Here is a 17,415-nt window from a genome sequence, read left to right as displayed (position 1 = left end):
GCGGCGTACAATCGCGCCATGGAAATCTTCAAAGTCTTCATGCTCGAGGCGGCGCACCGCCTCCCCAACGTGCCGCCGGGGCACAAGTGCGCGCGCCTGCACGGCCACTCGTTCCGGGTGGAACTGAAGGTCGAGGGCGAGCCGGGTGCGCAGACCGGCTGGATCATGGATTTCGGCGACGTCAAGGCGGCCTTCCAGCCGATCTATGACCGCCTGGACCATCACTACCTCAATGACATCCCCGGCCTGGAGAATCCGACCAGCGAGAACCTGGCGGTGTGGATCTGGAACGAACTCAAGCCGAGCCTGCCGGCGCTGAGCGAGATCACCGTGCACGAAACCTGCACGTCGGGGTGCCGTTACCGCGGCCCCACTGCCTGATCAACCCATTGATCTGAAAGGTGTTTCAAAGGCGCCTTGGGCGCCTTTGTTATTTTTGTTGCATTGCCGCATCAACGGCGTATGCTGCACTGCATCAAGCCACTCCCTGATGCCCCCATGGCCACCGCCTTCAGCGATCGCTTCAGTGATGCCACCCGCCAGCTCGCCGCCGCGGCAACGCGTGCGAACCGGCTGGCGTTGGAGAACGCGGAAAGCATGTTCGGGGTGCAGCTGAAGGCGATGGAGCGCAACCTGACCGCGACCGGCGGCTGGCTCGGCGAGCTGGCCCGCAGTGACGACGCGGCCGGGGTGCTCAACAAGGGCGCACAGCTGTGGCAGGACAACCTGCAGCGGCTGGGCCAGGCCCAGCAGGACGTAGTCGGTCTCAGCCTGCAGGCCAGCAAGGCCTGGTCCGAACTGGTGCAGGGCTACAACGAATCAACGGCGGACGCGAACAACCACTGACGCGACGCAACGCTCATTGCGTGGGTCCCTCCCCCCGCGCAATCCGGACCCGGCAGATCCCTCCCTCTGCCGGGTCTTTTTTTGCCTGGCGTTCGGATTCCAAAGCGCTTCCTCGTCTGGACTCTCTGCGAGCTGAGGGGCCCCGCCGGGGCGGGCAGGGGCCTGGGCAAATGTCCCCCGGCGCCGGCCGTTGGCCGTCACCTCCTCCTTTACTTTGCCCAGACCCCTGCCCGCCCCGACGAGGCTCGGCTTACGGCAGGTAAAGCGCAGCGCTCGTGGCGCCTTTCAACTAGGCGCCGGAGGACATTCGTACGCAAGGGCATCCGCCCCGCGCCACGATGATTCAATCCGCCGCACGCGATGCAGAAACCGCTCAGCGCCCGCGACCACCGTGCCAATGCTGGTGCCACGCCTGGAACATCAGCACGTTCCACAGGTGCGTGTGCCACTTGCGCTCGCCACGCAGGAACGCCTCCCAGATACCGCGCACGCGCGCAACATCGAAACACCCCTGGTTGCGCAACAGCTGCGGGTCCAGCAGCGCCTCCGCCCAATCGCGCAGCGGGCCCGCCAACCAACGCGCCATCGGCGGGCCAAAACCGCGCTTGGGGCGGTACACCAGCGGTTCCGGCAGGTAGCGCGCCAGCAGGTGCTTGAGGATCCGCTTGTGCTCACCATCGTGGTACTTCAGGTGCTGCGGCAGGCGCCAGGCCAGACGCACCACCTCCATGTCCAGCAGCGGCGCACGCGTCTCCACGCCCGCCGCCATGCCCGCACGATCGACCTTGGCGAGGATGCCCTCGGCCAGATCCATGCGGAAATCCAACAGCTGGATGCGCGCCTCGGCCGGCAGCGCGGTGTCCTGCTGCTGGAAGATCGTCATCGGCTCACGTGCGCCCAGCACCACCTGCGCCGGCTGCCGCCAGCGGGTGACACGTTGCAGGTAATGCCCTTCCACATCGTTGGCGGCAACCTCGGCCACCAGCGCACGCCAACCGCCCAGGCGGCCACGCTCGACGTTCATGCGGTTGCCACTGCGCCGCGCCAAGTCACGCACCCAGTCCGGCAAGCCACCACAGAGGCGTGCATTGCGCAGCGCCCGGCCATAGCTGGGATGACCGAAGAACAGTTCATCGCCACCGTCGCCGGTCAGCGCCACCGGCTTGCGCGCGCCCAGCAGTTCGCTGGCCAACAGGGTCGGCAGCTGCGAGGCGTCGGCGAACGGTTCGCACCAGACCTGCGGCAGGCGCTGCAGCAGGTCCAGGCCCTGGCGCGCATCCATCCGGTGCAGATGGTGCTGCACACCCAGGTGGCGAGCGACCTGCGAGGCCCAATCGCTTTCGTCGTGGCCGGGATCGTCGAAGCCGACCGTCCAGGCCTCGATCGGCAGCGTCGACTGCGCCTGCATCATCGCGGTCACCAGCGACGAGTCGGTGCCGCCAGACAGGAACGCACCGCAGGCCAGCGGCGAATGCATGCGTGCCGCGATCGCCTTCTGCAACACCACTTCCAGCTGGTCGGTGGCCTGTTCCAGGCTCGGCGCCGGCTGCAGGGGTTCCTGCAGCGCACTCTGCATCGCATCGCGTGCGCACCAGTAGCGCGCGCCCCCTTCCGCCGCCTGGCTGGAACCGCCGGCAGCGTGGTCATCCAGATCGACGCGCAGCACCGCGCCGGCCACCAGCTTGTGGATGCCCCGGTAGATGGTGTGCGGCGCCGGCACATAGTCGTGGCGCAGCAGCAGGCTCAGCGCATCCTGGTCGATGCTCGGGGCGAAACCGGCGAAGGCCTGCAGCGCCTTCATTTCCGAAGCGAACAGGAACTGGCCCTGGAACCAGCCGTAATACAGCGGCCGCTCGCCCACCGGATCACGCGCCAGCCACAACGCTCGCGACTCACGGTCCCAGACGCTGAAACCGAACGCGCCTTCGATACGCGACAGCGCCCGCTCTACGCCCCATTCAACGATCGCCTGCAGCAGCAGCCGGGCGTCGCTGCAGCTGCGTGGCAGCTCGCGCAGCTGCGCCTGCAGGTCGGCGCGGTTGTACAGGCGGCCGTCCAAGCACAACACGTAGCGGCCGCAATCCGAGCTCAGCGGCTGCAGCGGGGTATCGGTCGGCGCCCGGCAATGGCCCAGCGCGAGGCCGGCCTCGGCGTCGGTCCAGTAACCGATGCGGCCCCGGCCACGCTGCTGCAGGGCGCGCAGCATCGGTGCCAGCTGCTGCAGCAGATGTTCGTCCTCGGCGGGCGGCAACCAGGCCCCGACCACGCCGCTCATCGGGCACCTCCGCAGCGGCAGCGGCGGGACGGGTTCAGCAGGCAGGGGGCGGCGAGCGACATGGGAACGGCACGCGGAGCGGAGGAGACTCCATGCTCGGCGCCCCACCTGCCCCGCGTCAGTCGCTTTGCTGTCAGCGATGGTCACCAGACGTATCACGAAGGTAACGTTTTGTAACGGCAACAAGCTATGCTGGACGCCAAGTTGTTGCCAGGCCTGAGGCCCGGCCCGAGCGCCAGCAACCCCGGCTGAATGGCGCCCGCCCCCGGGACCCGGGCGGCCCGCAGGCTGGGATAGCATCGCCGCGCTCGTGCCGTGGCGGTACGTACGCCCCACGGAGGCCTTGAAAATGCTGGATATCGTACTGGTTGAAGACGATGCCCGCCTGGGTACGATGGTCAGCGACTATCTGCAGCGGCATGGCTATCAGGTGGCCCATGAGCGCAGTGGTGAGCGCGCGGTGGCCCGGATCCTGGCCGAGAAGCCGGCCCTGGTCCTGCTCGATGTCGGCCTGCCCGACCAGGATGGTTTCGAAGTGTGTCGGCAGATCCGGCCCCACTATGACGGCATCATCTGTGTGCTGACCGCCCGCACCGACAACATCGACCAGGTGCTGGGACTGGAGCTGGGGGCCGACGATTACATCGGTAAACCCATCGAACCGCGGGTGCTGCTCGCCCGCCTGCGTGCCCACCTGCGCCGCCATCGCCGGGTCGAACCGCGCGACGGCAGCCTGCGCTTCGGCGAGCTGAACATCGACCCGTCCACCCGCAACGTGCACCTGCAGGGCGGCCTGCTGGAGCTGACCACGGCCGAGTTCGACCTGCTGTTCCTGCTGGCCAGCAACGCCGGCCAGATCCTGGACCGCGATGCGCTGCTGCGCGGCCTGCGTGGCATCGCCTTTGACGGCCTGGACCGTTCGATCGATGCGCGCATCTCGCGCCTGCGCCGCAAGCTGGGCGACAACCCTGAACAACCGGAGCGGATCAAGACCGTCCGTGGACGCGGCTACCTGTTCAGCCGCTCGGCATGGGGATGAAGCGCACGCACTCGGCGATGCGCGGCCACGCCTTCCACTTCCTGCGCTACGGCATCGGCTTCCTGGTCGCCCACCTGCTGCTGATCGTGCTGGGCCTGTGGGCCTGGGATGCGCTGCTGGAAGACCGCACCGAAGCCAGCCTGCTGGCCGAGATGCGTGGCACCCATGCGCTGCTGCAGCAACGCTTCGCGGAAACACCACGTGACCAGTGGCCGGCGCTGGCACGAGGGCTCGACGCCGACTTCGCCTATGCCCTGCGGATGGTGCCGCTGGCCGAGGCGGAGAAGGCGCTGTCGGCCAGCCAGCGACCGCCGTTCAACAACGGCCGTGTGCAGATCGACCTGGAACACATGCGCAGCCTGCAGCGGATCGGCGACAGCGACTATGCCGTGATGCTGGGGCCACTGGATGAAGCGTTGCCTGAGGAAGGCTGGCAGGACAGCGAAGTGTCCGGCGTGGCGATCCTGCTGCTGATCCTGATGGTGGCCGTGGCGCTGCCGATGTATGTAATGGTCTACCGCCTGTGGCGCGATGTGTCGCAGCTGGCACAGGCGGCGCGGCAGATGCGCGACGGCCAGCTGGATACGCGTGCGCCGCGTGCCGGCACCGCGCTGGTGCGGCCGCTGGCCAATGCCTTCAACCACATGGCCGAGCAGCTGCAGCAGCTGCTGGAGAGCCAGCGCGTGCTGGCGCAGGCGGTCGCGCATGAAGTGCGCACGCCGTTGGCGCGGATGCGCTTCGGCCTGGCCGACCTGGAGGACACCGCACTCGACGAGATCCAGCGCGATGCGCTGGGTGGCCTGCGCACCGACGTCGATCGCCTGCAGCACCTCACCGATGCCGGCGTCGAGTACGCCGCGCTGGGCCGCTGCCATCAGCTGACCCGCCAGCGCCTGCAGCTGGCGGCACTGGTCCGTGGCGTGGTGGCCCAGTTCGCACCGCTGCCGCTGCCGGTACAGCAGGTGCTGTCGCCGGCAGGCCTGGTCAACGTCAACCGGCATATGCTGGAACTGGCGCTGCGCAACCTGCTCGGCAATGCCCTGCGTTACGCACGGCGGCAGATCCGTATCGCCAGCACGGTCAACGACGGCTGGCTGTGCCTGCAGGTGGAGGACGACGGCCCCGGTATCGCGCCCGAACTGCGCGGCCAGGTACTGCAACCCTATGTGCGGCTGGATCCGGGCAGCCCCGGTTTCGGCCTCGGCCTGGCGCTGGTGCAGGTGGTGGCCGACAAGCATGGCGGCCACGTTGAAGTGACCGATTCGGAGCTGGGCGGTGCCTGCATCCGCCTGCACCTGCCGCTGGAAAGCGGCGGTGCCGTGGAGAGCGAGGCGGCCTGCTAGGCCGCCGGCTCCGCGCGCGGCAACGCGAACACGAACAGCGCGCCACGCTCACTGTCACGCAGTTCGATGCGGCGGCCATGCAGCTGCACGATCCGCTGCACGATCAGCAGGCCAAGCCCACCGTTCTCGCCACGCCGTGCGCCCAGCGCGGCCGGCGCCTGGAACAACTGCGCACGCAGCGCCGCTGCCACGCCGGGACCATCATCGGCCACGCTCACCTCGATGCTGTCCGCGGTCGCACGCAGGCACACTTCGATCCGGCCACCTTCCGGTGCGTGCCGCAATGCATTGTCGAGCAGGTTGGTCAGCACGCGCTCGACCAGGCCCAGGTCGGCACGCACCAGCGGCAGGCCGGGCGGGAACGCGGCGTGCAGGCGCTGGTTGCGTGCCTGCGCCGCCAGCTCGAATTTCTGCAGTACGTCCTGCAGCAGTTCCGGCAGCGCGAACACTTCCCACTCCAGGCGCACTTCGCCATGCTCCAGCCGCGCCAGCTCGAACAGCGCGCGCGCCAGCCGACCAACCTTGGCGCTCTGCGCCAGCGCGATACCGAGGTAACGGCGGCGCTCGTCCGGGGACAGCGTGGCGTCCTTCAGCGCCAGCGTTTCCAGGTAGCCGTGCAGCGACGACAACGGCGTGCGCAGGTCATGCGAGATGTTGGCCACCAGTTCGCGCCGCTGCAGGTCCTGCTGGCGCAGCTGCTGCCATTGCTCCCCCAGGCGCTGCGCCATCTGCGCATGTGCGTGTTCCAGGATCACCAGTTCATCGCGCTCACCGGGCCGCAGTGGCTCCGGCGGCGGCAGTGGGGTCGGCGCGTCGATGTCGAACGCCTGGATGCGTCGGGTCAGGCGCCGCAGCGGACGCGTCACCCAGTAGAACGCCACCAGCCCGGCAAACAGGCCGAGGCCCCCCACCAGCACGACTGACCACAGCGTGGTGTTCCATTGGCTGCCCGCGGCAAGATCGTCGGCGAGCATCTGCCGGTGCTCGCCGACCAGCACCACGTATACATAGCCGGCCGGCCGGCCCTGCACGATCAATGGTGCGGCGCTGAACACCTTGCGGCCATCGGCGCTGCGCGGGTCATCACCGAGGATCGGCAGCGGCGCACCGGCCAGCAGGCGACGCAACGGTGCCACGTCCACCTTGTTGCGCACCAGATGCCCACTGGGTGCATCGTGGCCGAGGATGCGACCCTGGTCGTCCAGCAGGTAGACCTCGACGCTGGGATTGACCGCCATCAGCTGGCCGAACAGCGCACGCACCGCCGCATCGCGCATGCCGCTGGTGTCCATCAGTTCGCTGCGCTGGGCGATGTGTTCGGCCAGGCCCAGCGACAGCCGCTGCACCACTTCCTGCTCATGGCGGGTGTTGGCGCGCATCTGCAGTGCCAGCAACGCCATGCAGCACATCAGCATCAGCGCGGCGATCACCGCCGCCAGCTTCTGCCATAGATTGGGCTTGATCATGCCGCCGCCCCGGCCGGGTCGACCAGCTTGTAGCCGCGGCCCCACACCGTCAGCAGCCGCCGCGGGTTGGCCGGGTCCGGCTCGATCTTGCTGCGCAGGCGGTTGATATGGGTATTGACCGTATGCTCGTAACCATCGTGCTGATAGCCCCAGACCTGGTTGAGCAGCTCCATGCGCGCGAACACCTGGTCCGGATGACGGGCGAAGAACAGCAGCAGATCAAATTCGCGCGGCGTCAGCTCCAACGTATTGCCATCCACCGACGCGGTGCGCGCGACCGGATCCAGCTGCAGCCCACCCAGCTCGATTGCGCCGGCATCGATGCGCGCGCTCTGCGCCATCGCCTCGGCGCGGCGCAGCAGCGCGCGTACCCGTGCCACCAGTTCCGGCATCGAGAAGGGTTTTGCCAGGTAGTCGTCCGCGCCCAGCTCCAGGCCGACAATGCGCTGGGTTTCGCTGCCGCGCGCGCTTATGATGATGATCGGCACATAGCGCGCCATCGCGCGTGCACGCTGGCAGACCTGCAGGCCGTCGACACCGGGCAGCATCACGTCCAGCACCAGCGCATCCCATGGGCCGTCCTGCTCGAGCAGGCGCAGGCCGGCGTCGCCACTGGCGGCATGGGCGACGTCGTAGCCCTCATCGCCCAGATGCATGCGCAGCAGGTCGGCGATGTGGGCATCGTCTTCAACGATCAGCACGCGTTTGGTGGACATTGGCAGCTCGGGGCCAGTGGGGAAGCTGGCTGCATTGTGGCGCGGGACGGCCGCCGATACCTCACGAAAAATTGAATCCTGCGTGAGGATTCGTTGACCCGGGCGGGCGCAGCATGGCCCCGTCGCCCCTTCCCGGAGTCCGCCATGTCCCTAACCCGCCGCCATCTGTTGGGCCTGGGCGGTGTTGCCACCGCCGCCGGCCTGCTCGGCCTGGGGGCCTGCAGCCGCGCAGCCCCGGCCGCCGCCGAAGCGCGTCCGTCGCGACAGTTCGAGGTCATGCACAGCGATGCGCAGTGGCGCCAGCAACTGACCCCGGCGCAGTACGCGGTGCTGCGCCAGCAGGCCACCGAGCGCCCGTACAGCAGCCCGCTCAACAAGGAACATCGGCAGGGCACTTTCGCCTGCGCCGGCTGTGCGCTGCCGCTGTTCTCCTCCTCCACCAAGTTCGAGAGCGGCACCGGCTGGCCCAGCTTCTGGGCACCGCTGCACAACGCCATCGGCGAAGACCGCGACGTCACCTTCGGGATGCTGCGGGTGGAGGTGCACTGCCGCCGCTGCGGCGGCCATCTCGGCCATGTGTTCAACGATGGGCCACGCCCGACCGGGCTGCGCTACTGCATGAACGGTGCGGCGATGGTGTTCGTTCCCGGTGCCCCTGCTGGCACTGCCGACGGCTGGCGGGTGCCGGTCGGTTCTTCCCCTGCTTCCGGAGCCTGACGATGCTGCTGTTGCTGCTTGCCTACCTCGGGGGCGCGCTGACCCTGCTCAGCCCCTGCATCCTGCCGGTGCTGCCGTTCGTGTTCGCGCGTGCCGATCGCCCGTTCCTGCGCAGCACGCTGCCGTTGCTGCTGGGCATGGCGCTCACCTTCACCGTGGTCGCCAGCCTTGCCGCGGTGGGCAGCCAATGGGTGGCACAGGCCAACCAGGTCGGACGCTGGATCGCCCTGCTGCTGATGGCGCTGTTCGCGATCGCGCTGCTCTGGCCGCGGCTGGCCGACCACCTGCTGGCACCGTTCCAGCGCGTGGGTGCCCGCCTGAGCGCACGCGCCGATGCGGCGGATGCCGCGGGGCACGGCGGCGCGTGGACCTCGCTGCTGATCGGCATCGCCACTGGCCTGCTGTGGGCACCGTGCGCCGGGCCGATCCTCGGCCTGGTGCTGACCGGCGCCGCCCTGCATGGCGCCAGCGTCGGCACCACTGCGCTGCTGCTGGCCTATGCACTGGGTGCGATCACCGCACTGGCGCTGGCGGTGTGGATCGGCGGCCGGGTGTTCCGCGCGATGCAGGCGCGGCTCGGCCTCGGCGATGTCCTGCGCAAGGTACTGGGCGTGGCCGCGCTGCTGGCCGTCGTGGCGATCGGCCTCGGCTGGGATACCGGCCTGCTGACCCGCCTGTCCACGGTCAGCACCGCGCGCATCGAGCAAAGCCTGCTGGACGCAGTGCCGGGCGCGCAGCCGGCTGCACCGCCGATGATGATGATGGCCGGTGCCAATGCCGGTGCCGATGCACCGCTGCCGGTGGAGGGCACCCTGCCCGCGCTGGATGGCGCCACCGGCTGGCTCAACAGCCCGCCGCTGAGTGCACAGCAGCTGCGCGGCAAGGTGGTGCTGGTCGATTTCTGGACGTACTCCTGCATCAACTGCCTGCGCGCGATGCCGTTCGTGCACGAATGGGAACGCCGCTACCGCGACCACGGCCTGGTGGTGGTCGGCGTGCACACGCCGGAATTCGCCTTCGAACGTGACCCCCGCAACGTGATGAAGGCGGTGCAGCAGCTGAAGGTCGAGTACCCGGTGGCGCTCGACAACCAGTACACGATCTGGCGCGCGTTCAACAACCGCTACTGGCCGGCGCAGTACTTCGTCGATGCGCAGGGCAACATCCGCGGCCACCAGTTCGGCGAAGGCAACTACGCGCGCTCGGAACAGATGATCCGTCGCCTGCTGACCGAAGCGGGCCAGTCGAATCTGCCGCCGCCGGCCGATCCGGCCGCCGCCGATCTGAAGGGCGTGGCCGCGCAGGCCGACATGGGCAACCTGCGTTCACCGGAAACCTATCTGGGCCACGCCCGCGCCGAGCAGTTCGCCTCGCCCGGCGGGCAGCGCAGCGACACCGCGTTCGACTACACGCTGCCCACCACTCTGGCGTTGAACCAATGGGGACTGTCCGGGCGCTGGACCGTCACCGACGAGGCCGCACAGCTGCAGCAGGCCGGTGGCCGCATCGCCTTCCAGTTCCACGCACGTGACCTGCACCTGGTGCTGGCACCGAACGAGGACGGCAAGCCAGTGCGCTTCCGCGTCTGGCTGGATGGCAAGCCGCTGCCCGCCGCCGATGCCGGCAGCGATGTCGGCGCCGATGGCAGCGGCGTGGTCAACGAACACCGCTTGTACCAGCTGGTGCGCCAGCGCGGCGCGGTCGGCCCGCATCGCTTCGAGATCGAATTTCTCGATGCGGGCGTGCAGGCCTATGCCTTCACCTTCGGTTGAAACGGGAGCACACGATGAAACTCTCTTTTGAACAAGGTATCGCCGCCGGTGTCGCCGGCTTGGTAGCTACTGCATTGATCGCTGGCGTGCTGCTGGTCGACCACGGCGCAGTCGCGGCACCGCTGGAAGCCAGCGCGCAGGCCAAGGCACTACCGGCGCCCAGCGGCGACGCCGCGTTCCGCGATGACGCCACCCATGCCAGCGTGGTGTTCGCCGGCGGTTGCTTCTGGGGCGTGCAGGGCGTGTTCCAGCACGTCAAAGGCGTGAGCAATGCGGTGTCCGGCTACATCGGTGGCAGCGCGGCCAATGCGCGCTATGAGCGCGTCAGCGGTGGCCAGACCGGTCATGCCGAGGCGGTGAAGATCGACTACGACCCGCGCCAGGTCAGCTATGGCCAGCTGATGCAGGTGTTCTTCTCGGTGGTGCACGATCCGACCCAGCTCAATCGACAGGGACCGGACCACGGCAGCCAGTACCGCTCGGCGATCTTCAGTGATGACGCACGCCAGCAGGCGGCCAGCCGCGCCTACATCGCCCAGCTCGGCCAGGCCGGCAGCTACCGCGCACCGATCGTCACCCAGCTGGTCAGCGGCCAGCACTTCTACCCGGCCGAGAGCTACCACCAGAACTACATGACCAACTACCCGCGGGCGGCCTACATCCGCTACTACGACGCACCGAAGCTGGCGGCACTGGGCAAGCAGTTCCCGGCGCTGTACCGGCGCGACGCGGCACTGGTGCCGATGCGGTAACGACCCGGGTAGTGCCGGCCGCTGGCCGGCTCCTGCGGATCTGGGGATCGCCGGCCAGCGGCCGGTACCACCTCCAAAAAGACGCACGGCCATCCAGCCGTGCGCTTGGGAAGTATCGGCCGTGCCCCGATCAGGCCCGTCCGACAACGACATGCTAGGCTCGCCATCATCATGGGTACAGAACCAGATGGCGGGAAATTCGATGGATACAGATGACCAGGGCGCGATGATCCCACCCCGCTACCAACGGCTGTCCGATGAACTGGCCGAAGCCATCCACGGCGGACGCCTTCCGGTCGGCAGCCGCCTGCCTTCACTGCGGCAGATGGCCCTGCAGCGAAGGCTCAGCCTGAACACGGTGATCGCGGCCTATCGCCAGCTGGAGGACGCCGGCCTGGTCATTCCGCGGCCCAAGGCCGGCTTCGAGGTCGCGCCGCGATTGTCGGTGCCAGAGCGTTCGCTGCGTGATACCCCGTCCGCACCCACCGCACCACTGCAGCAGGTGCTGATGGCGCGCGTGCTGGAGGCACAACGTCGCTCCGGAGTGATCGACCTGGCCTTCGCCGGTCCGCGCGGGCGCCAGTTCTATCCGGGCGCGCAGCTGGCCCGGCATACCGCGCAGGTGCTGCGGCACGGCCAGCAGACAGTGGAAACCTATGCGCGCCCAAACGGCTCCCCCAGGCTGCTGGCGCAGATCGTGCGTCGCGGTCCACGCATGGGCCTGCACACCCATAGCGAGCGGCTGCTGCTGACCCACGGCGCGATGGAGGCCCTGCAGCTGGCGTTGCGTGCGGTTACCCAACCCGGTGATGCGGTGGGCATCGAGGCGCCGTCCTACTTCAACCTGTACCCGTTGCTGGCCAACCTCGGCCTGCAGGCCATCGAGCTGCCCACCCACCCGCAGCACGGGCTGGATGTCGACGCATTGGATGCGCTGCTGGAGCACACGCCGCTGGCCGCACTGGTGGTGATGCCCACCGTGCACAATCCGCTGGGCTGCACCATGCCGACACCCGCCAAGCAACGCCTGGCCGAACTGGTCAACGCACGGCAACTGCCGCTGATCGAGGATGCGGTGTACGCCGAGCTGCAGTTCTGCGAACCGCCGGCGCCCTTGCTGAAGGCCTTCGATCGCGATGGCTGGGTGATGGTGGTCGGTGGTTTCTCCAAGACGCTGGCGCCGGATTACCGCATCGGTTGGCTGGACGGGGGGCGCTTCGCCGAGCGCATCGCACTGCTCAAGTTCCAGTCCACCGGTGGCGAGCCTCAGCTGCTGGGCGATGCGGTGGCGGCGTATCTGGAAGCAGGCAGCTACGAACACCACCTGCATCGCATGCGCCGGCTGTACCGCGAACAGGTGGGACGGCTGCGCCAGCTGGTGGCCGAACACTTCCCGGCCGGCACCCGTGCCACCGAGCCGCAAGGCGGCTTCCTGCTGTGGCTCGAACTGCCGGGCGTGGATACGCGTGAGCTGTTCGAACGTGCGCTGGTAGAGGACATCGTGTTCATGCCCGGCCAGGTGTATTCGCGTGGTGCGCGTTATCGCCACTGCCTGCGTCTGTCGTGCTGCCAGACGCTGGATGCGCGCTTCATCGGTGCGGTTGAGCGGCTCGGTGCGATCGCGAAGGAGCTGACAGCTGCAACACGGTAGTGCCGGCCGCTGGCCGGCAACCTCGGGATCGCCGGGTGGATGCAGTTGCCGGCCAGCGGCCGGCACTACCCAGGATCATTCGAGCAGGTGCGCGCTCAGCGCTTCGCCATCCGCTCCCGGCAGATACGGCAGCCGCCCCCAGCACGGCATCGGCAGGCGCTGCTGCAACGTCGCGATGTTCTCATCCTGGCGCTGCATCACCGGGTCGATGTGGTTGCCGATCCAGCCCAGGCACTCCACGCCGCTGGCCTGCAGCGACTGCGCAGTCAGCCGTGCGTGGTTGATGCAGCCCAGCCGCATGCCGACCACAAGTACTACCGGCAGATGCAATGCACGCACCAGGTCAAGCTGGTCCAGCGTGGTCGAGACCGGCGCCAGCCAACCGCCAACACCCTCCACCACCACGACATCGGCCTGCGCACGCAGACGTTCGAACGCGGCCACGATCGGTGCCAGTTCCACCTGCACGCCATCCTCGGCAGCGGCCAGCTCCGGCGCCAGCGGTTGCCGCAGCGCGTACGGGTTCAGGTCGGCATAGTCCGGCACCGGCCAACTGGCCGCCTGCAGCGCCAGCGCGTCCTCGTTGCGCAGGCCCTGCCCCAGATCTTCACTGCCACTGGCCACGGGCTTCATGCCGACTGCGCGCAGGCCGCGCCGGCGCAGTGCATGCAGCAGCGCGGTGCTGGCCGCGGTCTTGCCGATCTCGGTATCGGTGCCGGTGACGAACAGGGCAGGCGGCAGCGTGGCGGGCAACGGCATCGATAAGCTCCAGCGGGGCAACAGAGCGTGCATTATCGCCGGCCCGGCGTGCTTGCTAGACTGCGGGCATGTTCGCCAATGCCTCGCTCACCGGCAGCAAGCCGGAACAATACGCCCAGCTGCTGGAACAGGCCCGTGGCCTGGTCTACGCCGAGTCCGACCGCATCGCCAACGCGGCCAACCTCTCCGCACTGGTCTACCACGCCCTGCCCGACCTGAACTGGGTGGGCTTCTACCTGTATGACGGCAAGGAGCTGGTGGTCGGCCCGTTCCAGGGCCTGCCGGCCTGCGTGCGCATCCCGCTGGACAAGGGCGTGTGCGGTGCCGCCGCCAGCCAGCGCGTGACCCAGCGCGTGGACGACGTCGATGCCTTCCCCGGCCATATCGCCTGCGATTCGGCCTCGCGTTCGGAACTGGTGGTGCCGCTGCTGCGCGGCGATGAACTGATCGGCGTATTCGACATCGACAGCCCGAAGGTCGGCCGCTTCGATGCTGACGACCAAGCCGGCCTGGAGGCGATCGCCCGCGTGTTCGTCGAGGCGCTGGGATGAGCGCACCGAAGCTGCGCAACATCGGCCCGAAGAGTGCGGCGTGGCTGCGTCAGGTCGGCCTGCGCAGCCGCGAAGATCTGGTTGCGATCGGCGCGGTCGGTGCCTTCGTCAAGGTCAAGCGCGCCGGCTTCAAGCCCAGCCTGAACCTGCTCTATTCACTGGAAGGCGCGTTGCTGGACTGCCATTGGCAGGAACTGAGCGAGCCGCAGCGTGAGGCGCTGGTGCAGGATTACGAAGCGCGCATCGCTGCGCATCCGCTGAAGGCGGCCGGCCCCGCTTCGGGTCCGGTGCATGAGCAGCGCTTCGATGCTGACGACGACGCTGAGGACAGCGTGGCCGAGCGCGCGGACGAGGATTAAGGCCTCCGCGTTCCTGGGGATGCCGGCCAGCGGCCAGCACTACCACTGTGATGCGGGATCGGTAGCGCCGGGTCATGCCCGGCGAGTGCGGTCAGGGCTGCTGCAGCTCCAGCAGTTCGCCCACCAGCCCGACCTCGCCGCGCTCCAGCCACACCCGCAGGCGTGTGCCGTGGTCAATACGCAGGGCCCAGCACAGCGACATCGGCAGGCCGCAGACCTGCGACAGCACCATGCGCAGCGGGCCGCCGTGGCTGACCACCAGCGTCGGCACCGGATCGTCATCATCAAGCAGGCGATCCAGCGCGCGCGCGATGCGCCGCTCGAAGTGGCCCCAGCTTTCGCCGTTCGGCGGCGGGAATGCATGCGGGTCGGCATGGAAGGCCGCCAATGCATCCTCCGGCAGGTCGAACAGCGACTGCCCGTCCCAATCGCCGAAATCCAGCTCTTCCCATTCCTCGTCCGCTTCCACGTCCAGCCCGCGCGGGGTGGCCAGGGCCATCGCCGTGTGCAGCGAGCGCAGCCGCGGCGAACTGATCACCCGCTCCCAGGGCTGCGCAGCGTAGGCGTCGACCAGTTCCTGCGGCAGGCGGGCCAGCTGCGGTGGATCGCTGCGGCCATCGAGGAACTCATCGCGACCGTTGCCGGCATGGCGGACCAGGTCGAGGATCATGCGTGCGTCCTGTACAGGCAACGCGGGAAAAGCGGAAAACGGGCGGACATCGGTAACGGCACCACGGGATCGAGGGACCATTCTAAGGGCACAGCAAAGGCAGTCGAGCAGGCTCGACGCTACGGGCCGCCTGCGATGCCGTAGACTGCGCGCACTTCCAGGTGACCTGCGGCCACGGCCGGCAGGTTGAAACGGGAAGCCGGTGACGCGTGATTCCACGCCAGGCCGGCGCTGCCCCCGCAACGGTAAGCACGTCAGTTCCAGGCAACAACGCCACTGTGCCGCAGGCATGGGAAGGCGCCTGGACGGTGGCCTCGCGCCACCTGGCGGCGAGCCCGGAGACCGGCCCGGAAGCCTCAGGTCGCAATGCGGTGGGCATGGCGCTGGATGATCGCGGCCTGTGCTGCGGCGTCGGCGCATGCCTGCCTTTGCGGCTCCTCCCCTTCGCCACGCGGGCGTGCGTGGCACCTGGAGTCCCCCATGAAGCTGCAGTCCCGAATGCTGTCCCTGGCCGTGCTGGCCGCCCTGCCCGCGCTGGCCCAGGCCGCCAATGACACCACCGCGCTCGACCAGATCCTGGTCACCGCCACCCGCACCCCGATCGCCCTGCAGGACAGCATCGCGCCGGCCCAGGTGATCGACCGCGCGCAGATCGAATCCAGCCAGGCCACGTCGCTGCAGGAACTGCTGCGCGGCCGCGCCGGCATCAACCTGACCAACTCCGGCGGCCTCGGCAAGCAGAGCTCGCTGTTCCTGCGCGGCACCAACTCGGGCCACACCGTGGTGCTGGTGGATGGCGTGCGCATCAACAGTGCCGACCTCGGCCTGGCCATGTACCAGGACCTGCCACTGGCGCAGATCGAACGCGTGGAAATCGTGCGCGGCCCGCAGTCCAGCCTGTACGGTGCCGACGCCATTGGTGGCGTGATCCAGATCTTCACCCGCCGCAACCAGGGCGATTTCGCTCCGCACTTCCAGCTCGGCGGTGGCAGCAACGGCCTGCGCGAAGCCAGCGGCGGCATCGGCGGTGGCACCGAACGCGGCTGGTTCGGCGCCGACATCGCCTACCAGCATTCCGACGGCATCGATGCCTGCCGCGGCTCCGCCTCGGTGTTCACCGCAGGCTGCTTTGCCGACGAGCACGACCGCGACGGCTACCGCAACCTGTCCAAGAGCCTGCGCGGCGGCTACAGCTTCAACGACCAGTGGACCGTGGAAGGCAGCGCACTGCGCGCCGACGGCAAGAACCACTACGACGGTTACTACAACTATTCGGAAACCCGCCAGCAGGTGCTCGCTGGCAAAGTGCGCTACACCCCGTCTGAACGCCTGGCTTTCACAGCCAACGTCGGCCGCAGTGACAACGAGTCGGACAACTTCGGCGCACCGGGGGTGTTCGGCAGCGCGCAGACCCATCGTGACAGCGCCTCGCTGCAGGGCGACTTCGGCGTGGCCGAGGGCCAGCTGCTGAGTGCAGGCGTGGATTGGAGCGAAGACAAACTGGACGGCAGCAGCGCCGGATATCTCGTCGACAGCCGCCGCAACACCGGCGTGTTCGTGCAGTACCAGGGTCGCTTCGGCCGCCATCAGCTGCAGGCCAGCGCGCGCAATGACGACAACCAGCAGTTCGGCAACCATGCCACCGGCAGCGTGGGCTGGGCGATGGAACTGGAGCACGGCCTGCGCGTCAATGCCAGCTACGGCACGGCGTTCAAGGCGCCGACCTTCAGCGACCTGTACGACCCGTGGAGCGGCGTGCCGACGTTGAACCCGGAGAAGTCCAAGAGCGCCAACCTCGGTGTTTCGCAGCAGGGCCAGGGCTGGCACTGGGGCCTGGACGTCTATGAGACCCGCATCGATGACCTGATCACCTACGATGCGTCCACGATGAAAATGCAGCAGGTGGAGAAGGCGCGCATCCGCGGTGCCGAGCTGACCGGTGGCGTGCTGTTGGCCGGTTTCGACATCAACGCGCAGCTGAGCTACACCGACCCGCGCAACCGCACCCATGGCAGCACCCAGTTCGACAACTGGCTGCCGCGCCGTGCGCAGCAGACCGCGCGCCTGGACGTCGACCGCCGCTTCGGTGACGTCCGCGCCGGCCTGACCGTGCAGGGTGCGGGCAAGCGCTATGACAACGCCAGCAACTCGGTGAAGGTTGGCGGCTACGGCACGCTGGACCTGCGCGCCGAGTACGCGCTGACGCCGTCGTGGTCGCTGCTGGCGCGCGCCGCCAACGTATTCGACCGCACGTATGAAACCGTGGCGTGGTTCAACCAGCCGGGCCGCGAGTACCAGCTGAGCGTGCGTTACCAGCCGAAGTGACCGCGACGGTCATGGCAGTGCCGGCCGCTGGCCGGCACTACCATGACCTTCGGCAACGCATCCCGGGTTGCCGGCCAGCGGCCGGCACTACCCAATGCGCCGATCCGGGATTGCCGGCCAGCGGCCGGCACTACCCATTTCGTCAGCCCGGGTTACCGGCCGGCGACCAGGGAT

16 protein-coding genes and 1 riboswitch are annotated in these 17,415 nt (G+C 68.4%); of the genes, 11 read left to right on the top strand and 5 right to left on the bottom strand.

The window, feature by feature from the left end:
• Window positions 1–18 precede the first annotated feature (18 nt).
• Both queD and ACZK13_RS02410 read left to right on the top strand, forming a co-directional pair.
• Window positions 19–381, top strand: a complete 363-nt coding sequence (queD, locus tag ACZK13_RS02415) for a 6-carboxytetrahydropterin synthase QueD (protein WP_005407953.1) — start codon at window positions 19–21, stop codon at window positions 379–381.
• 117 nt (window positions 382–498) lie between these two features.
• Window positions 499–846, top strand: a complete 348-nt coding sequence (locus tag ACZK13_RS02410; protein WP_253143393.1) for a phasin family protein — start codon at window positions 499–501, stop codon at window positions 844–846.
• A gap of 373 nt (window positions 847–1,219) precedes the next feature.
• Here ACZK13_RS02410 and asnB read toward each other — a convergent pair whose 3' ends face one another.
• Complete coding sequence (asnB, locus tag ACZK13_RS02405) at window positions 1,220–3,121, bottom strand: asparagine synthase (glutamine-hydrolyzing) (protein WP_121504809.1); 1,902 nt, start codon at window positions 3,119–3,121, stop codon at window positions 1,220–1,222.
• 349 nt (window positions 3,122–3,470) lie between these two features.
• On the opposite strand from asnB, the gene ACZK13_RS02400 reads away from it, so the two are divergent.
• Together ACZK13_RS02400 and ACZK13_RS02395 are read left to right on the top strand one after the other, a co-directional pair.
• The gene (locus ACZK13_RS02400) at window positions 3,471–4,160 is read left to right on the top strand and encodes a winged helix-turn-helix domain-containing protein (RefSeq protein ID WP_010484092.1); all 690 of its coding nucleotides are present in this window, start codon (window positions 3,471–3,473) and stop codon (window positions 4,158–4,160) included.
• Complete coding sequence (locus ACZK13_RS02395; RefSeq protein ID WP_253143392.1) at window positions 4,157–5,503, top strand: ATP-binding protein; 1,347 nt, start codon at window positions 4,157–4,159, stop codon at window positions 5,501–5,503. Before ACZK13_RS02400 ends, ACZK13_RS02395 begins: the two co-directional genes overlap by 4 nt.
• Here the strand turns inward: ACZK13_RS02395 and ACZK13_RS02390 are convergent.
• A complete protein-coding gene (locus ACZK13_RS02390; RefSeq protein WP_180837565.1) occupies window positions 5,500–6,969 on the bottom strand; it encodes a sensor histidine kinase in 1,470 nt (489 codons plus the stop codon). The genes ACZK13_RS02395 and ACZK13_RS02390 overlap by 4 nt on opposite strands.
• Window positions 6,966–7,685, bottom strand: coding sequence for a response regulator transcription factor (locus ACZK13_RS02385; RefSeq protein WP_014645826.1), 720 nt, complete (start codon window positions 7,683–7,685; stop codon window positions 6,966–6,968). The genes ACZK13_RS02390 and ACZK13_RS02385 overlap by 4 nt, the downstream gene beginning before the upstream one ends.
• Before the next feature lie 144 nt (window positions 7,686–7,829).
• Between ACZK13_RS02385 and msrB the strand changes: the two genes are divergently transcribed.
• The 4 genes from msrB (at window position 7,830) to ACZK13_RS02365 (ending at window position 12,577) form a co-directional block, all read left to right on the top strand.
• Window positions 7,830–8,402 (top strand): peptide-methionine (R)-S-oxide reductase MsrB, encoded by a 573-nt coding sequence (msrB, locus tag ACZK13_RS02380; RefSeq protein WP_125892475.1) that lies wholly within the window; start codon window positions 7,830–7,832, stop codon window positions 8,400–8,402.
• Window positions 8,403–8,404: 2 nt separating this feature from the next.
• Complete coding sequence (locus ACZK13_RS02375; protein WP_125892473.1) at window positions 8,405–10,174, top strand: cytochrome c biogenesis protein DipZ; 1,770 nt, start codon at window positions 8,405–8,407, stop codon at window positions 10,172–10,174.
• 14 nt (window positions 10,175–10,188) lie between these two features.
• On the top strand, window positions 10,189–10,926 hold the full coding sequence (gene msrA, locus ACZK13_RS02370) for a peptide-methionine (S)-S-oxide reductase MsrA (protein ID WP_253143391.1): 738 nt from the start codon (window positions 10,189–10,191) through the stop codon (window positions 10,924–10,926).
• A 202-nt stretch (window positions 10,927–11,128) separates the two neighbouring features.
• The gene (locus ACZK13_RS02365; protein ID WP_253143390.1) at window positions 11,129–12,577 is read left to right on the top strand and encodes an aminotransferase-like domain-containing protein; all 1,449 of its coding nucleotides are present in this window, start codon (window positions 11,129–11,131) and stop codon (window positions 12,575–12,577) included.
• A gap of 75 nt (window positions 12,578–12,652) precedes the next feature.
• On the opposite strand, the gene bioD is transcribed toward ACZK13_RS02365, so the two are convergent.
• Complete coding sequence (bioD, locus tag ACZK13_RS02360; RefSeq protein ID WP_253143389.1) at window positions 12,653–13,336, bottom strand: dethiobiotin synthase; 684 nt, start codon at window positions 13,334–13,336, stop codon at window positions 12,653–12,655.
• A 68-nt stretch (window positions 13,337–13,404) separates the two neighbouring features.
• On the opposite strand from bioD, the gene ACZK13_RS02355 reads away from it, so the two are divergent.
• Entirely contained in the window at window positions 13,405–13,887 is a 483-nt protein-coding gene (locus ACZK13_RS02355; protein WP_004140850.1) for a GAF domain-containing protein, read from the top strand.
• Window positions 13,884–14,246, top strand: a complete 363-nt coding sequence (locus tag ACZK13_RS02350; protein ID WP_032128727.1) for a TfoX/Sxy family protein — start codon at window positions 13,884–13,886, stop codon at window positions 14,244–14,246. Before ACZK13_RS02355 ends, ACZK13_RS02350 begins: the two co-directional genes overlap by 4 nt.
• Before the next feature lie 91 nt (window positions 14,247–14,337).
• On the opposite strand, the gene ACZK13_RS02345 is transcribed toward ACZK13_RS02350, so the two are convergent.
• Window positions 14,338–14,916: a histidine phosphatase family protein gene (locus tag ACZK13_RS02345; protein WP_032128728.1), complete on the bottom strand. Its 579-nt coding sequence runs from the start codon at window positions 14,914–14,916 to the stop codon at window positions 14,338–14,340.
• Between the two features lie 142 nt (window positions 14,917–15,058).
• Window positions 15,059–15,281, top strand: a riboswitch (cobalamin riboswitch).
• A gap of 115 nt (window positions 15,282–15,396) precedes the next feature.
• Here ACZK13_RS02345 and btuB point away from each other — a divergent pair.
• A complete protein-coding gene (gene btuB, locus ACZK13_RS02340) occupies window positions 15,397–17,241 on the top strand; it encodes a TonB-dependent vitamin B12 receptor (protein WP_253143388.1) in 1,845 nt (614 codons plus the stop codon).
• The last annotated feature ends 174 nt before the right edge of the window (window positions 17,242–17,415 follow it).

The sequence above is a fragment of the Stenotrophomonas sp. 99219_Sma genome, assembly GCF_056480785.1.
Note: the sequence above shows the minus strand (reverse complement) of the source record. Positions and strands in the feature narration are given on the sequence as shown.

What these genes read in the sequence shown, in the direction of transcription:
- ACZK13_RS02400 (WP_010484092.1), top strand. Translation starts at nt 3,471, where the DNA reads ATGCTGGATATCGTACTGGTTGAAGACGATGCCCGCCTGGGTACGATG.
- asnB (WP_121504809.1), bottom strand. Translation starts at nt 3,121, where the DNA reads ATGAGCGGCGTGGTCGGGGCCTGGTTGCCGCCCGCCGAGGACGAACAT.
- ACZK13_RS02355 (WP_004140850.1), top strand. Translation starts at nt 13,405, where the DNA reads ATGTTCGCCAATGCCTCGCTCACCGGCAGCAAGCCGGAACAATACGCC.
- msrB (WP_125892475.1), top strand. Translation starts at nt 7,830, where the DNA reads ATGTCCCTAACCCGCCGCCATCTGTTGGGCCTGGGCGGTGTTGCCACC.
- queD (WP_005407953.1), top strand. Translation starts at nt 19, where the DNA reads ATGGAAATCTTCAAAGTCTTCATGCTCGAGGCGGCGCACCGCCTCCCC.
- ACZK13_RS02395 (WP_253143392.1), top strand. Translation starts at nt 4,157, where the DNA reads ATGAAGCGCACGCACTCGGCGATGCGCGGCCACGCCTTCCACTTCCTG.
- msrA (WP_253143391.1), top strand. Translation starts at nt 10,189, where the DNA reads ATGAAACTCTCTTTTGAACAAGGTATCGCCGCCGGTGTCGCCGGCTTG.
- ACZK13_RS02390 (WP_180837565.1), bottom strand. Translation starts at nt 6,969, where the DNA reads ATGATCAAGCCCAATCTATGGCAGAAGCTGGCGGCGGTGATCGCCGCG.
- ACZK13_RS02350 (WP_032128727.1), top strand. Translation starts at nt 13,884, where the DNA reads ATGAGCGCACCGAAGCTGCGCAACATCGGCCCGAAGAGTGCGGCGTGG.
- ACZK13_RS02410 (WP_253143393.1), top strand. Translation starts at nt 499, where the DNA reads ATGGCCACCGCCTTCAGCGATCGCTTCAGTGATGCCACCCGCCAGCTC.
- btuB (WP_253143388.1), top strand. Translation starts at nt 15,397, where the DNA reads ATGAAGCTGCAGTCCCGAATGCTGTCCCTGGCCGTGCTGGCCGCCCTG.
- ACZK13_RS02385 (WP_014645826.1), bottom strand. Translation starts at nt 7,685, where the DNA reads ATGTCCACCAAACGCGTGCTGATCGTTGAAGACGATGCCCACATCGCC.
- ACZK13_RS02345 (WP_032128728.1), bottom strand. Translation starts at nt 14,916, where the DNA reads ATGATCCTCGACCTGGTCCGCCATGCCGGCAACGGTCGCGATGAGTTC.
- ACZK13_RS02375 (WP_125892473.1), top strand. Translation starts at nt 8,405, where the DNA reads ATGCTGCTGTTGCTGCTTGCCTACCTCGGGGGCGCGCTGACCCTGCTC.
- ACZK13_RS02365 (WP_253143390.1), top strand. Translation starts at nt 11,129, where the DNA reads ATGGATACAGATGACCAGGGCGCGATGATCCCACCCCGCTACCAACGG.
- bioD (WP_253143389.1), bottom strand. Translation starts at nt 13,336, where the DNA reads ATGCCGTTGCCCGCCACGCTGCCGCCTGCCCTGTTCGTCACCGGCACC.